Here is a 14,963-nt window from a genome sequence, read left to right as displayed (position 1 = left end):
TGTGTTCAAGAACTGATCGAAACTCTTCGACTCTTGACGCGCCTCGTTCACAAAATTTAAGGTCCCTAAACCTCGCAGGCGACCAGAGTGACGGAGAACAATGACGTACTCCCTCGGTACCCGGCCACGTGCCGCCCGCATGTCCGCAGCGTTGCTCTCCGGAGTGCTCATCGCCACGGTGCCACCGCAGGCCGTCGCGCAACCGCGGAACACCCTCGCCCCCACGGCCACCACAGCCGCCGCACCGGCCGCCTGCCGTACGGGCGACGGCTGGACGCTCGACAGCACGCGTCCCGACGCCACCGGCCCCCACCACGCCTTCGTCGGCAACGGCTACCTGGGGCAGCGCGTGCCGCCCAACGGCGCCGGATACGCCGCGAGCGATGCCAAGAAGACCGGCTGGCCGCTGTTCACCCCGCCCTACGACGGCTCCTTCGTCTCCGGCCTGTACGCGCACAACCCGAAGACCGCCGGTGACCGGCAGGCCGTCGCCGCACTGCCCACATGGAGCGCGCTCACCGTCAGCACCGGCGGAGCGGACAGCGATACCTTCACCTCTTCGACGCCGTCCGCCCGAATATCCCACTACCGCCAGTCCCTCTTCCTGAGCTGCGGCCTGGTCCGTACGTCCCTGACCTGGACCGCCGCCGACGGCCGCCGCACCGACCTGGTCTACGAGGTGTTCGCCGACCGCACCGACCCGCACGTGGCCGCCGTACGCCTGCGCATGACGCCGCACTGGAGCGGCGCGGCGACCGTCACCGACCTCGTCGACGGCCGCGGAGCGCGGCGCATGCGGCAGACCGGCGGCGGGGACCGTACCGGCACCGACCAGACCGGCACCGACCGGACCAGCACTGACCAGACCGGCGCGCACCACGGCGGCCCCGCCATGGATGTCGCCTTCCGCACGGACGGCACCGGCGTCGACGGCGCCGTGGCCTCCACCCTGCGCACCGGCCCCGGGGTACGTGCCGCCACATCCCGGCAGGCAAGCCCCGCCAAGGGCCTCACCGCGCGCCAGGCGCTCACCCTCGACGTGCGCAGCGGACGCTCGTACGACCTCACCAAGTACGTCGGCGTCGACACCGCCCTGACCTCGAAGGCACCGCGCCGGGACGCCACCGCCGCCGCACAGCGCGCCGCGGACCGCGGTTGGCAGGCCCTGCTGCGCGCCCACACCACCGCCTGGGCGCGCCTGTGGCGCAGCGACATCGAGGTGCCGGGGCAGCGAGACCTACAGGCGTGGGTGCGCTCCGCGCAGTACGGGCTGCTGTCCAACACCCGCAAGGGCGCCGCCAACAGCATCGCCCCGACGGGCCTGACCAGCGACAACTACGCGGGCCTCATCTTCTGGGACGCCGAGACGTGGATGTACCCCGCGCTGCTCGCCTCCCGGCCCGACCTCGCCAAGTCCGTCGTCGACTACCGCTACCGCACCCGCGCCGGAGCCCGTGAGAACGCCCGCAAGCTCGGCTACCAAGGCCTCTTCTACCCCTGGAACAGCGGCAGTTCGGGCGACCTGGCCAAGGAGTGCCACAGCGTCGACCCGCCGCACTGCCGTACCCAGATCCACCTCCAGTCCGACATCTCCCTTGCCACCTGGCAGTACTACCTGGCGACCGGGGACACGCAGTGGCTGCGCGAGCGCGGCTGGCCGGTCCTGAAGGGCATCGCCGAGTTCTGGGCGAGCCGGGTCACCCGGAACGCCGACGGCAGCTACTCGATCAAGAACACCGCCGGGCCCGACGAGTACAGCAACGGCGTCGACGACGCGGTGTTCACCAATGCCGGCGCCGCCACCGCCCTGCGCCACGCCACCCGCGCCGCCGAGCTCCTCGGCGAGCGGGCGCCCGCCGCCTGGAAGGCGATCGCCGACAAGATCCGCATTCCGTACGACGCGCGGCGCAAGGTCTTCGAGCAGTACGACGGCTACCGCGGCGGCAAGATCAAGCAGGCCGACACGGTGCTGTTGACGTACCCGCTGGAGTGGAAGATGCCCGAGGGCGCCGCAGCCGCGACGCTCGACCACTACGCACAGCGCACCGACCCCGACGGCCCGGCCATGACGGACTCGGTGCACGCCATCGACGCCGCCGCGATCGGCGAGCCGGGCTGCTCCACGTACACCTATCTCCAGCGCTCCATCAAGCCCTTCGTACGCGGCCCCTTCGCGCAGTTCTCGGAGGCCCGCGGCGAGAAGGCGGGGGCGGAGGACCCCCTGGCGGGCCAGCCCGCGCAGGACTTCCTCACCGGCAAGGGCGGCTTCCTGCAGATCTTCACCAACGGCCTGACCGGCCTGCGGATGCGCGAGGACCGCCTCCACCTCGACCCGATGCTGCCCCCGCAGCTCAGCCGCGGCGTCACCCTGCGCGGCCTGACCTGGCAGGGCCGCACCTACGACATCGAGCTCGGTGCCCACCACACCACCGTGCGCCTCACCGCCGGCGCCCCGATGACCATCGAGACCCCGCAGGGCGAACAGATCGTCACCGAGGGCACCCCGGCCGTCCTCAAGACCCGCCGCCCCGACCTCGCTGCCACCGGCAACGCGGCCCGCTGCACCACCGCCACCGCCTCGACGGAGGAGACCGGCATGTACGCGGGCGCCGCGGTCGACGGAAACACCGCCACGGCGTGGGTTCCGAACGGGCCGCGCGGCACCCTGACGACGGACCTGGGCAAGCCCGTCCGCATCAGCAAGGTCACCCCCACCTGGACCGCCACCAAGCCCGCCCGGCACACCATCGAGCTCTCCCTCGACGGACGCCACTGGCAGCGCGTGGACCCGGATCAGACACGCCTCGCGCGATACGTACGGGTGACTGTGCAGGGTGACCCCGAGGCCAAGCAGCACCCGGGCATCGCGGAACTGACCGTCAGCTGACGACCGTCAGCCAACGAGCTTGCCGGCTTGCGGGCTTGCGGGCTTGCCCGGAACGCGTTCAGCCCACATGGGGACGGGAAAACCCGCGAACATGTGGGCTGAACGGCTTTATGGGGCACCTGGACCTTCCCCCAAGTCCGGCTGCACCGGCCCACGTTGCGCAAGAGGCGAGGTAAGGCGAGGAGAGAAGAGAAGAGACGAGACGAGAAGCGAAGAGGTGAAGTGAAGTGAAGTGAGGAGGGTTGCCGCGCCCGGGATCAGGCGGACGGCCGCCGCTTCGCGAGGGCTTGGATGTACTCGTCGAACGAGGCGACCTTGTCCGGCGACGGAATCTCCGCCTTGAGGTCGGCCCCGTAGCCCGAGTACTCCTCAACGATCTTCTCCTCCTTCGCCTCCCCCTTCTTGTTCTTGCCGGAGCTGACCTCCTGGGCCTTGGCCACGAGATTGTCCTTGCCCACCCATACGTCGATGACGGCCCGCTCCTTGCCGCCCCTCCGCATGACGTCGACGTACCACTCGCGGCTGTCCTTCTCCATCGCGGAACCCTGATACTTGGCGAGGTCCGCGATGGTCACTGCGCCCTGAAAGTGGTCGGTGGGGCGCCCACCGACCTGCTCGGCGCCGAGCCATTTGGCACTACCCGTGGCATTGAGAGCGCCCAGGAACTCCGTCAACAGCCCCCGGGACCGCGACCGGTCGGGCTTCTTGTCGCCGGACGGCTCCAGCCTGAACCAGTCCTTGCCGGGGATCTTGTCGGTCTTCGTGTACGTCCCGTCGGCCGTGTCGACGAGGTACGTCTCACCGCTCGGGTTGTCCTCGGTCTTCTTCCCGTGAACCTTCATAGATGAGAAGAAAGGCTTCCGCTGCCAGGCCATATCCGTGGTGGCCTCCTCGGAGGAGCCTCCGGACTGACGGGTCCGGTACGCGTTCTGCTCGGCAGTCTTCTTGGCCGCGGCCGCAAGGACGACTCCCGCATCCTTACGCTCCGATGCACGCGCCCCACCCTGCTTGCCCACGCCCCCGTCCCTGCTCTTGCCGTCGCCACACGCGGTCAGACACACCGCCAGCACAACGGCACCGACGACGACCGGCACGGCACGCCCCTGGACCCTGCGGACGCTCTCCACTGCTCCCCCACCCTCTACTTATTCCGTTTACTTGTTCCGTAATTCAGGCATGGGGAGCATATACACACTCAGTTCGCCGAGCCGACTCAAATAAGACGTGCAAGACGTGAGATCGACCTGGGACGCGAGAGGGTCCCGGGCCACGGCCGAGCGCGTGGCACGGGAGGCCGTGCGGGCCACCTCGATGACCTCCTCGCTGAGCAATCCTCTTCCGGCGAGTCCACATGGGTCGGAGCTACCAAGGGGATATGCCGTTGGCTCGGCTGGACAGGCAACGGATCGGAACGCCCCATACCGCCGCGCACCCGAGCGACAGGGCGACGACTGCCCGGACACTCGCCTTCCTCGACATACGGGATGCAGCGGGCGCGGTCGATCCGTCATCCGGCCGGCTTGCGGTGTACACCGAATGCCAGCACCAATGAGCAACAAGCCTATTGTCATATTAATCTCCACATCACTGCTCGAAGTCGATCTTTCACAGATCGCAACGGTTCCATTGATGGAGGAGAAATGCGCAAGTTCTACAGGGCAACCGCCGTGGCTGTCGTTCTCGGCAGTGTCAGCTTCCTCGGTACCGGCAACGCCTACGCCGGAGGAGAAGGCGGCTTCTGCAAGCAGCACGACTTCAACATCGACATCCTCGGCCAGATCGGCATCCTCAACGGTCTTCTGGGCAACTTGCTCAACGGCGAAGGCTCCCCGGGCGCACAGTCCAGCCCGATCGGTTCCAGCATGGGGTGCAACAAGGAGGACGGTAAGAAAGAGGGTCATTAACGAGAAAGAGTCCCGGTTGTCCGAGCCACTGGCCCGGCATCGGGACTCTTCTTCGCCACCTTCCGTCTGAAGGGTCCTGGGCGGGGCTCATTTGCTACCCGCGTGGATCACCACTCCTCCAGTCCTCTGCGGGTATGAGGCAGCCCCGGCAAGGTTGTATCTGGCCTTGGCGGGGCTGTTTCGGCCGGTTAGCAGGTCGGCTCAGCTGCGGAGTGGGCGGCTTCTCGGGACTGGTTCGATCTTTTTCCCGTAGTCGGTCAGCGATTCACTCGCCAGGGCTGCATGCTTGATCATTTAGGGCTGGGCAGCTCTCCTCAGGCGCTCGCGTGCGCTCCCCGCGTACCGCTCGGACAACTCCACGCCGACGAATGAGCGGCCTTCGGCCAGGGGTGCGTGCGGAGTTGGACAAGCGCTACCGCGTCCTGGTCGACCTCAGCGTCGGATCCGGCGTGCGGGAGGGGGAGGCTTTCGCGGTGAGCCCAGACGATGCGGACGGCGAGCTGATCCACATAACCCGTCAGGTCATCAAGGTGAACGGGCGGCCGACCTTCGCTCCCCCGAAGGGGAACAAGGTGCGCGACGCCCCTTGCCCCGAGCCGACCGCAAGCATCAAGGCGCACACGGAGGGTCAAGGCGCACACGGAGGAATTCGCGCCGGTCGAAGTGACGCTGCCCCGGGTGGCCCCTGACCGGCCGAACCTCGCGCGGGAGAAGCAGCCGTTGAAGACCGTCCGACTGCCGGTGACCACGCCGCGCCGCGGCGCCATCAATCGCAGCACGTTCGACGACAAGCAGTGGAAGCCAGCGCTCGCAGCGGCCGGAGCCATCCCCGTGCCCAAGATCACGATGCCACGCGGTCCTGCCGATTCTCCCCAGATTCTCCCCAGGGACTTTTTCGAGCTTGAAAAACAGCCTGTTCCCACAGGTCACAAGCGTATGGGGCGGACGAGTCGACCTATACGCCGGGTTCTGTCCCGCTGGCGCGTTGATCAAGCTCTGACCTGCTGGTTTGCATGCTCAGAGGGCTCTCGTCGCGCCCCCAGGGACTTCTCAGGGACTTTCAGTCAAGATCCGCGAACCATGCTTCGATGGCGGCGAGGCCGCGCGCTCCGGCCTCCGGCATGAAGTGCGTGTAGGTCCGGAGGGGGAACGCCGGACCTGAAGCACCCCAACCGCCGCCATCAACCATAAGGGGGACGCTTGCCTCATCGGCAAGGAATCCTCGGAGCTGCTCGGCGATGATGAGACGATGGTGGCCCAGTCGCGGTGACCTACGCGCTCACCATCTATGCACACGCGCGCAACCCGCGCCGACATCAAGGTCGTCTCGGGTCAGCGGTCGGGCGTGCGGACGCTGAGGTCATAGAACCGCGTGACTTGTTTGTCGCTGTGGTTGTCATCGCTGACCAGCAGCAGCTTGAGCCGCCCATCCTGCTGTCGCCCTGTGACCAGCATGCCCTCGATATTGTCCAGGAGCGGGTTGGGCAGCGGCATCGGGTGGTGCGCGCCTGAGGAAGGGCACGCTGCGAGATCAGCGAGCAGCTTCTTCGCAACCGTGCGGTCATTGTCGGCGTGCATAAGGTCGGCGAAGTAGAGACGGACCGTTGGCCCCTTGTCGGCGGAGACACCTCGCTCGAGGACCAGTCCGGTAGAGGTGATCTCGGAGACACCCAGAGACTTGTCGACGGGGTAGGTGTACTGCCCGGCCAAGCGAAACTCCGCGTCGAGGCTCGGTCGGTGCCAGGTTTGGAAGCGCACCAGTGGCCGTCCACCGCTGTCCTCGGGGTCCCCGTCAAGCGGGCCCTCCATTGCCGCGATCAGAGTGCGGCCGCCGGGCTGAAGGGCCAGGCCTTCGAAGGTCTGGTTGAGCCGCGCCTTGCCGGCCGGAGCGACCCGGAGTTGGTCCGGTACAGGTAGCGCCCCGATCAGCTTGCCGTCGCGATCGTAACGAAGGATGGAGGGTTCGATCTCGGAAGCGACCAGGTAGCTGCCATCGTGGTCGACGACCAAGCCCTCCGAATCGAGCGCCTTGCCCTTCTCGTCAGCAAGCGAAACCACGCGTTCGGGCTTGCGCTGCGGATCCAGCGTGAACAGCTCGGAGCGGTCTGATAGGGCGAGAATCCGATCGCCGGGGCCGGCAGCGAGAGCGGAGAGGTTGCCGACATAACTTCCGTGGAAGGTTGTCTTGTCCAGGGCGTCGGAAAAACCGTCGATCGAGACGTACGGAGAGCATGCCTGGGGGTCGTCGCTTGCTGGCTGGTGTTGTGTCGCAGCCGTGGCCGTCGGAACCGTCGTCGCCAGGGCTGTGGCCATAGCGACGACGGCAACGCGTAAACGCATACGTCATCCCTTTCACTGGTGAGTCGGATGTGCGAGGGCGAAGACGGCAGTGCCCGTCCGGGCTGGGCCTTGCGGCCGTGCTGCACGCTTCATGGCAGCGTGTTCAGGGCTCGCCGACGCCCGAAACTGCGGGTTCTAGGTACGTGGACACCACGCGGCGAGGAGTGCGGCCGCCGAGCGGACCAGCAATCGGTCGCTCTGCCCGAGTCGTTCGGCCGCGCGCACTACCTCCGCCAGGACGGCAGGATCATGAGCCTGGACGCTGAGAGCCAACAGTGCGTCGAGATGGCCGGACCACGCCACGCGCGTGGAAGCCGGGGCGGCCCCGGATTCCCTGTATACGTTTCGCGCCCACAGCCGGATCTCCTCGGGATCCGCCCTGGGCAGCGGAGATCCGGTGAATGCGGCACGCTCCGTGCCCCCCTGCCGGTCCACAGGCGCTCGCCGCCTCCGTACGGCGGCGGCGAGTGCCGCCGCCATGGTGGTGTGGTGACACGTGCCGAAAAGGTAGGCAGCGGCCTTGTCGCCCGCCAGGCTGTGCAGGACCTCGGGGCGGTGTACGGGGCTGGGCACGGCACCGTCCGGCCGTTGGGCACTGGCCAAGGCGTTCCAGCCGGCGTATGCCAGCGGGCCGGAACCGCAACCGTCGTCCAGAGCCACCTCGCACAGCAGCAACTCCGCCAAGAGGTCCAGATTGCCGCGGGCCAGATGGACGCCGATCAGGCCCCGAACGGACTCGCGCAGCTGGGCCATCTCCTCACATCCGCCCAGCAGCCGGCGATGGTGGCCGAAGTCCGTCACGTAGAAGAGGGCATGGGTAAGGGCGTAGGTTTCGCTCTCTGTCAGCTGGAGGAGGTCCGGGCGCAGAGCGGGGATGCTCTGCTGGTGGAGGGTGCCGATATCGGGCAGGCGGACAGGAGCTGTGAAGCCTCCCCGGTCGATGAAGTAGCGCAGCTCGATCCTGGTGAGCACTGGCTTGTACGGCCGGGTGTGGCCGCCGGCGTCTGCGGCGAGCAGCGTCTCGCATGCCGCGCGCAGCGTGGGCTGCGGCCGGCCAAGCACTTCAAGCAGCGCAACCAGATTGAGGTGATAGGGAAACAGCTCGTCGCTACGACGGAGTCCGCGTTCGAATGCCACCTCCGACGCGGCATGCTCGGCCAAGGTGATCGCACGGCTCGACAGGGGCGCGTTCTTGGGCACGATGTCCGACCGGTCGAGCACTCTGATCAGTCCGAGGAGTTCCAGCAGCGGGCCAGGCGGGAAGGGGCGGCGGGGAAGGAACTCCTCCCAGCGCTGTGGCGCGAACCACTCCATATGCGCCTCGATCCATCGCAGCGCGCCCTCCAGCACCTTCTCCGCTGCCTCGTCCTCGTCCAGCGATATCCCGCTGGATCTGACGTGCTCGGGGAGCGGGGGCCACGAAGGACCATCGGTGGTGACGCTCATCGCCCGCTCCGAATCCGGAGCAGTAGCAGAGCCGCGATGAGGATCCCCCCGAGCGCGGAGAGGTCCGCCCACCACGGCATCAGACCGCCCTCACCCAGCAAAGTCTGGCGCGCCAGGTCGACGGCGTACGTCATGGGATTGAGATGCATGATCCAGGAAAGCCACTCTGGTGCGTTCTTCGCACTGAAGACTGAGCCGGACAGGAAGAGCAGGGGGAACATGGCCAGTTGAACAGTCGCCTGGAGCGTCTGCACTCGTTTGACGACAGTGGCCAGACAGAGGCCGATGACGCTGAAAACGGTGCCTGTGAGCGCGTAGCAGCCGATCGCGGCAGCGAACCGGCCAGCCGTCAGCGTCACTCCCATCAGCGGGGAGAGGGCAATCATCACCAGGCTCTGCACGGTTACCAACCCTGCGCTGGCGACAACCTTTCCCAGTGGCAGGCAGACCCGCGGCACCGGTGCGACAAGAAGTTCGCGCAGCACGCCATACTCACGGTCCCAGGCATAGGTCTGACCGGAGGCAACACCAATCGAAACCACTTGAATGGCGATTAGACCAGGAAAGACGTAAGCACTGAACGGCACCGAGCCGACCGAACCGACCATCCCGTCAAAGCCAACTGCATAGACCAGGACGAAGAAGAAGATCTGCACGGCCTGGCTGAAGAGCACTCCCGGGCGTTTGGCCTGGCGCAGTAGATCACGATGGGCAATGACGCCGATGGCGCGCAGCGCCACCCTCAGCCGTCCAACGTCGGTGACATGGGAAGGTGTGACAAGGGTGGTTACGGTCATGGCGTGCCTACCCTCTCCCGCCGTTGCCACGGTCCGTCCTGCCGGGCGGCCGCCAAGTAGACGTCGTTCATGGACGGGTGGTGCACTGACACGGTTAGTCCTGGAACATCCAGGGCCCGAACCACCTCGGCAATGCGCGCTTCGGGGTCGGTGCAGTGCACGGCGACCCCAGTCGGTTCGATCAGGGCGTCGAAGCCTGCTGCGCGCAGCTGGCGGAGAGCTGCCTCGTCGTCCGAGCAGGTCACCACGACGCGGGAGGAATCCAGGCTGCTCTTGAGCCGTTCAATGCTGCCCTGCCGGACTATCCGGCCTTTCTGGAGGATGACGATCTCATCGGCGTACTCAGCCTCGTCCATGTAGTGCGTCGCGTACAGGACGGTGACGCCCAGTTGGTCGCGTAACCGCAGCAGATCGGCCCATACGGCGGCGCGTGCGGTGGGGTCCAAGCCGTTGGTGGGCTCGTCAAGAATGATCAAGCCGGGGCGGTGCAGCAGGGCGCGTGCGATCTCCACCCGTCTGGCCAGCCCTCCGGACAGCTCCTCGACAGGCTGACGGCGACGGTCGGCGAGGTCGAACAGCTCCAGCATCAGGTCGATCCGGGCCCGGGCGTCGGCCCGCTTCATACCGAATAGCCGGGCGTGGAACCACAGGTTTCGCTCGATGGAGAGCTCCTTGTCCAGCGCGCGTTCCTGGAAGACCAATCCGAGACGACGACGTGCTGCCATCGGTGCCTCACGCACATCGAAGCCGAAGATCCGTACAGTACCCGCGTCGGGCCGCGCGGCCGTCGACAGCACGCCCAGCAGACTGGACTTCCCAGCTCCGTTGGGGCCGAGCAGTCCGGTGATGCGGCCCGGCGGTGAACTGATCGACACGCCGTCAACGGCAGCCACCTTGCCGTAGCGCACGACGAGATCGGTTATCTCGAATGCCTGCGTCTCGAGCATGTGCATTCCCTTCTCCGGTTGACCGGTCACGCGAGGCCCAGAGTGCGGTCCCACGGCAGTGCACCGTCGTCGGCTGACAGGAGGGAGAGAGCCACGCCCGCAGCGCCCTCGAGCATGCCCGCCGTGTCCACGGACCGGTGCCGGACAGGCGAACCGGCGACGACCGGGAAGCGCATGAGATGACGGAACCCGAAGGGCACGGCCTCATCGGCGCACGCCAGCACCTTGCCTGTAAGGCGTTGGCATCCAGCGTTCAGTTCGGGGTCGTCCACGGCTTGGTTCACCCGGGCCGCAACCCGCAGCAGACCGGCGTAGCCGTGGCAGATGGTGGCGCCTTCGACCGCCCAAAGCGACTCGTCCCGCCGCAGCGCGGCACGCAGCCCCTCGACAGCCGCGCCGCACCAGTCCGGTCGGTCCATGGCACGTCCCGCGCGGAACAGTGCGGCAGCGACCCCCGGCGTGCCGTAGCACCAGGCGGTACGGGTGAACAGCTCCTGCGGGCGCCGCGGCGCCACCTCCTGTTCCCAGGCTGCCCGGGCCGGCCAGTAGGGCCCCGCATCGTCGCGCAGCGTCCAGCTCAGTAGCCACTCGGCAATGCGGTGCATGGCGTCGTGCATGCCCTGCTCCTCGCGCCCGGACTCGTACGCCGAGCAGAGCACCGCGAGCGGTCCGGCAATGCCGTGTGCCATGCCAAGGTTTAAGTCCCCGTGCGGATACGCCTGTCGGTCCTGGCGGCTGATCTGGAGTTCGGCAGGCACCCACCATCCGGGTACTTCGTGACCGTCGATCCGGACCGGTTCGGTGACGTGGATGAGATGACGGAGCGATTCGGTGAGAGCCGACTCCACGGTGGGACTCGTCTCGGCGGGGTCGGACGCCGCATCCAGGAGCAGGCGGGCTGTCCCAGACAGGCCGTTGATCAGGTCGTACGCAGCCCAGTCGACGCCGGCCCCACCGGACTGGGCGCGGACGCGGAAGGCGCGCAGCCGTTCGGTCTGGTCCTCGGCCACCCAAGTGGCCAGCCTCCGGCGCAGCGAACCGTAGTGTCCTTCGGGGCCAGCGCATGTCTGTGCGGCGGCGAGCAGAGCCGCTGGTCCGGAGAACAGGCCGCGGCTGGGTGCGGAGTTCATGATGCGTCCGGCGGCCGCAAGGTGACGATGGGCGACTTGTCGCCAGCCTTCGTCAGTGCGGGCCAGTTCGCCGTAGAGGAGGGCCGTGCCGGGAAGGCCGTTGGCGAGAGTCAGCGGCCCCCACATCACGGCGTTGTAGATGGGATCTCGGTTGTCGTCGCGAGAGGCGATGGTGGCGATGTGCTCTGGGTCAGCGAGCCGTTCGGCGACTAGGGCGACGGCTTCATCCGGTCGGACAGTTGTGGTGGTCAAGACTGGTGCCTCCGGCGGTTGAGGTGATCCTGTACGGCACCTCGGGCGACGCCGAGCACGGTCAGTTCGCGGTCGCTAGCACCGCCGAATAGGCGGTTGCAGACCATGTGCAGCAGGCTGCCGATGACCCGACCTTCGGGTGTGCCACCGGACTCCCGGACCATATCGGCCAGCTGGCCTACTGCCTGGTCCCGGGAGCGCAGCGAGGTGAGGACGCGGGCGCCGGCCGGATCCTTCTGGAGATCGGGCCAGCCGCCGTAGGGGTCGATAAGGCTGCGCCAATAGGCGGAGCGGGCGCGGAACGCCGCAGGCAGGTCGCGGCGCTCGCCGGTCATGGACAGCCAGGCTGCCGCGCCGTCGCCGCCGCAGTCCTCTGTGGCCCTCGGATTGCCGGATGCGGGCGGGCCGAAGGCATGGGCCAGTGCGGCGCAGGAGATAACGGCGAGGTCGTCGACTCCGTAGTCGTTCGCGGGGTCCTTGGCCACTCGCAGCAGTTCAATGGCGGCTTTGCTATCGAACTCGAAAACCCGCTCAGCCAGCCGTTGGGCTGCGGGGCCGCCGTAACGCTCGGTTTCCGGGTCGTACTGCGCGAGAGAGTGGCTACGCAACAAGCCCTCTCGTTGCCACCGCTGCAGAAGCTCACCGACCGCTGGAGCGACCTCACCCCACAGCTCCTTCTGGTGGGTGCCGTGCAGTCGCAGCCGCAGGTGGTGACCTCCGTCGTCGGTGTAGCGAATGAAGAACCAGCCGTCAGCGCCGTTCCGGCATCCCAGCTCCACCAGTTCGGGGACGTGGTCGCGTAGGAGATCGTCCTGGGTGCGGGCGGAGCCGTGCAATTTGAGGTAGAGCCACTCGCTGCCCATGCCGTGAACGGTGCGTTCAGGCTGACTGCGCCCGCCGTACGGACGGCGGCCGGGCATGCCGGTCTCCCTGCGGGTCAGGGGAACGACCAGCTCGGAGATGTGCCCGGCTAGTGGGCTGTCCGTCCAGCCCTCGTACTCGCCCGGTACTTCCTGTGCTATCAGTTCTTGGTTGCGCATCACCTGGTCGAGAAGCAGCTCGCGGTGCCACGCCTGATCGAGGTCGAGCAGCAGCCTCTGGTCGGCGGTGACGGCGAGAATCCAACGTGGCACATCCCACGCCGACCGCCACTCGTCGATCACTCTGTCCCGGTCGGCAGCGCTCACGGTATTACCGCTTGCACGCAGGTCTTCGGCTCGCGCACGGACCACGTCCAGCCGCCAGACGGCACAGGACAGCACGAATCGCCCGTATCGCACACGCGGCACGAAAGGCGCATCAGAGAACGGTCCCCAGTTCCACGGCTCCCATAGCCGCTGGCCCTCCAGTCCGATCTCCCACAGCAGTCGAATGGCGTTGGGAGCCTGGGCAGGGGCGCTGACCATGTTGCCAAGTACGGGCACGATTTCACGACCGGTGGGCAGGTGTACGGCGGTCATCCGGTCCAAAGTCGCACCGATGCCGATGTCGCACAGCCGCAGTTCCTCTACACCGGGTGCGTCAGGAACTCCGACGCTGATACGGCGTCCGGTGGCAGGCGTGGTGTGCGCAAGGTTGGCGGCTCGGCCCGAGCGCGTCCTGAACGCGAGGTCAACGGGAACGGCGTCCTGGATATGCACGGGGGTGTCATGCTGCAGGGTGGCGAACTCCGTACGCCAGTCGGGGTGCTGATCGGCGAATCGGGCGAAGGTGGATCCAGCCCGGTGCGATCCGGGCGAGGGCGACAGGAAGACTCGGAAGTCGCCCTCGTTCAGCGCCTCCATCGAGGGGGCGACGACTTGGACGGTCACCTCGCAGGAGTTGGGCAGGTCCCTGGAATCGGCGGTGTCGAGGCACAGTTCCTCGAGATCCGCACGCCCGAGAATGACCTCGCGTTGTCCGGCACGCTGCGCGGCGGCTGCCAGCCGGGCCATGGTGCGGTCCCGGCGGTCGGTACGGGGAGTTTCAGGTGGGACGGGTGCTGCCTCACTGTTGGGCCAGCCATAGCCTGCCGGGGCGCCCAGGCCTGTCGATTCGTTGAGGAGCTCCAGGATCGGGACCAGCCGGTCGGCTCCGTAGACGTCGAGGAAGCGGCGGTGGTAGTCGCGTAAGGCCCGAAGTCCGAGCTTGGGACGGGAGAGGCGCCACATCACCTCGGTGGCTTCTTCGACCACGTCACGCACCGCGTACGGCAGGTGCAACCTGGTGTCCAGGCGGGTGTCAATGTGGACGGGCGTATCTGCGGGTTCTGCCGCACGAGCGGTCCTCAGCAGGGCGCTCAGGTGTTCGCGGCCTTCTCCGATGACTTGGTCGTCATATGCGCGCCTCTCGCGCTCCACTGCCAGCAGCACGCCGTGTATCCGGCGGGTGTCCTCGGACGGTCCGGGGACCGAAGCGAGTTGGTCCAGCATGTGACGCAGCGGGTCACCGCCGTCCAGTGGCGCGCGCAGCCCGGTAATGAGGATCTCCTGTCTCACCAGCTCGGCGAGCAACTCCCGGACCCGCTCGACAGGGGCACCTGGGAATGCCGCGGCCGTTCTCCGGACCAGATCGTCGTACGGCAGCGGAGTCGCAGCCTCTTCCACGGCCAGCTCGACGACGGGTGTCCTGCGTACCGACACCGTTGAGCGGCCCTCGCCGCTCTCTGTGAGGCGCACGCCGAGCGTGGAGGGAGCGGTGAGGACCAGCCGGTCCGCACGAAGGATCAGAGCCTGGTGCGCCTGAACGGTGAGGGAGGACAACACAGCCGGGTCCCGTTCGAGGCGGTGGCCGATCCTGGTGAGCCACTGCATGTCGGCATGAGTACGAGTGCGGTGGGCTGTGCCCCACTCTGCCTTGGCAGTGGAGTCGAACTGCCCGGTCGCCACGCCTGCGAAGAGGCCAAAGGGGGTGGGTCGGGTCCGCATCCTGATGTCGTAGCGCAGCACGGCGAGCGCGGCCCGGCGTAGCTGCCCCGCCTTGATCCCGACGCCGCCACGTTCAATGGCGCGGCAGATCATGGTGCTGAGGCTCGGGGAAGCGAGGTCTACTGCCTCGCTCAGAACGTTGTCCGCCGCGGCCGCAGCGAGCAGTTCTACGCAGGCGGTCGGATCCTGCGGCCTCCCAGCGGGGAGGGGTAGGCCGGGGGCGTTCGGCGCCAGTGGCGCTCGGTATAAGAAGACGTCTTTCGCCTCGAACAGTGTCCCCTGTGATGGTTCTCCCACGGGTGTCCCCCTCTTCCTCGTCCTTTGCCACTGCCTTCGCCGGAACAGCCCAGGGGG

The 14,963-nt window shown here is 67.4% G+C and carries 9 protein-coding genes; 2 read left to right on the top strand and 7 right to left on the bottom strand.

Annotated features, from left to right (window positions below; translation table 11 throughout):
• Positions 1-100 precede the first annotated feature (100 nt).
• Positions 101-2,887: a discoidin domain-containing protein gene (locus tag ACFY12_RS21525; protein ID WP_390717456.1), complete on the top strand. Its 2,787-nt coding sequence runs from the start codon at positions 101-103 to the stop codon at positions 2,885-2,887.
• 257 nt (positions 2,888-3,144) lie between these two features.
• Here the strand turns inward: ACFY12_RS21525 and ACFY12_RS21520 are convergent, their stop codons facing one another.
• The gene (locus ACFY12_RS21520; protein WP_390717455.1) at positions 3,145-4,014 is read right to left on the bottom strand and encodes a hypothetical protein; all 870 of its coding nucleotides are present in this window, start codon (positions 4,012-4,014) and stop codon (positions 3,145-3,147) included.
• A gap of 513 nt (positions 4,015-4,527) precedes the next feature.
• On the opposite strand from ACFY12_RS21520, the gene ACFY12_RS21515 reads away from it, so the two are divergent.
• A complete protein-coding gene (locus tag ACFY12_RS21515; RefSeq protein WP_390717454.1) occupies positions 4,528-4,791 on the top strand; it encodes a hypothetical protein in 264 nt (87 codons plus the stop codon).
• Positions 4,792-6,123: 1,332 nt separating this feature from the next.
• Here the strand turns inward: ACFY12_RS21515 and ACFY12_RS21510 are convergent.
• From ACFY12_RS21510 to ACFY12_RS21485, 6 genes are all read right to left on the bottom strand, one after another.
• Positions 6,124-7,104, bottom strand: coding sequence for an esterase-like activity of phytase family protein (locus ACFY12_RS21510; RefSeq protein ID WP_390717453.1), 981 nt, complete (start codon positions 7,102-7,104; stop codon positions 6,124-6,126).
• Between the two features lie 162 nt (positions 7,105-7,266).
• Positions 7,267-8,577 carry a DUF6895 family protein gene (locus ACFY12_RS21505; protein WP_390717452.1) on the bottom strand — a complete coding sequence of 437 codons (1,311 nt, stop codon included), beginning with the start codon at positions 8,575-8,577 and terminating at the stop codon, positions 7,267-7,269.
• Complete coding sequence (locus ACFY12_RS21500; RefSeq protein ID WP_390717451.1) at positions 8,574-9,374, bottom strand: ABC transporter permease; 801 nt, start codon at positions 9,372-9,374, stop codon at positions 8,574-8,576. The genes ACFY12_RS21505 and ACFY12_RS21500 overlap by 4 nt, the downstream gene beginning before the upstream one ends.
• Positions 9,371-10,321 (bottom strand): ABC transporter ATP-binding protein, encoded by a 951-nt coding sequence (locus ACFY12_RS21495; protein WP_390717450.1) that lies wholly within the window; start codon positions 10,319-10,321, stop codon positions 9,371-9,373. Before ACFY12_RS21495 ends, ACFY12_RS21500 begins: the two co-directional genes overlap by 4 nt.
• Before the next feature lie 26 nt (positions 10,322-10,347).
• A complete protein-coding gene (locus tag ACFY12_RS21490) occupies positions 10,348-11,703 on the bottom strand; it encodes a lanthionine synthetase C family protein (protein WP_390717449.1) in 1,356 nt (451 codons plus the stop codon).
• The gene (locus tag ACFY12_RS21485) at positions 11,700-14,906 is read right to left on the bottom strand and encodes a lantibiotic dehydratase (RefSeq protein WP_390717448.1); all 3,207 of its coding nucleotides are present in this window, start codon (positions 14,904-14,906) and stop codon (positions 11,700-11,702) included. Before ACFY12_RS21485 ends, ACFY12_RS21490 begins: the two co-directional genes overlap by 4 nt.
• Positions 14,907-14,963: the final 57 nt, after the last annotated feature.

This window comes from Streptomyces sp. NPDC001339 (genome assembly GCF_042895955.1).
Lineage (GTDB): Bacteria > Actinomycetota > Actinomycetes > Streptomycetales > Streptomycetaceae > Streptomyces.
This window is presented reverse-complemented; position numbering and strand designations above follow the sequence as displayed.

Bases quoted from the DNA above. Each gene is read 5' to 3' on its own strand.
- ACFY12_RS21525 (WP_390717456.1), top strand. From the start codon at position 101: ATGACGTACTCCCTCGGTACCCGGCCACGTGCCGCCCGCATGTCCGCA.
- ACFY12_RS21515 (WP_390717454.1), top strand. From the start codon at position 4,528: ATGCGCAAGTTCTACAGGGCAACCGCCGTGGCTGTCGTTCTCGGCAGT.
- ACFY12_RS21510 (WP_390717453.1), bottom strand. From the start codon at position 7,104: ATGGCCACAGCCCTGGCGACGACGGTTCCGACGGCCACGGCTGCGACA.
- ACFY12_RS21505 (WP_390717452.1), bottom strand. From the start codon at position 8,577: ATGAGCGTCACCACCGATGGTCCTTCGTGGCCCCCGCTCCCCGAGCAC.
- ACFY12_RS21500 (WP_390717451.1), bottom strand. From the start codon at position 9,374: ATGACCGTAACCACCCTTGTCACACCTTCCCATGTCACCGACGTTGGA.
- ACFY12_RS21495 (WP_390717450.1), bottom strand. From the start codon at position 10,321: ATGCTCGAGACGCAGGCATTCGAGATAACCGATCTCGTCGTGCGCTAC.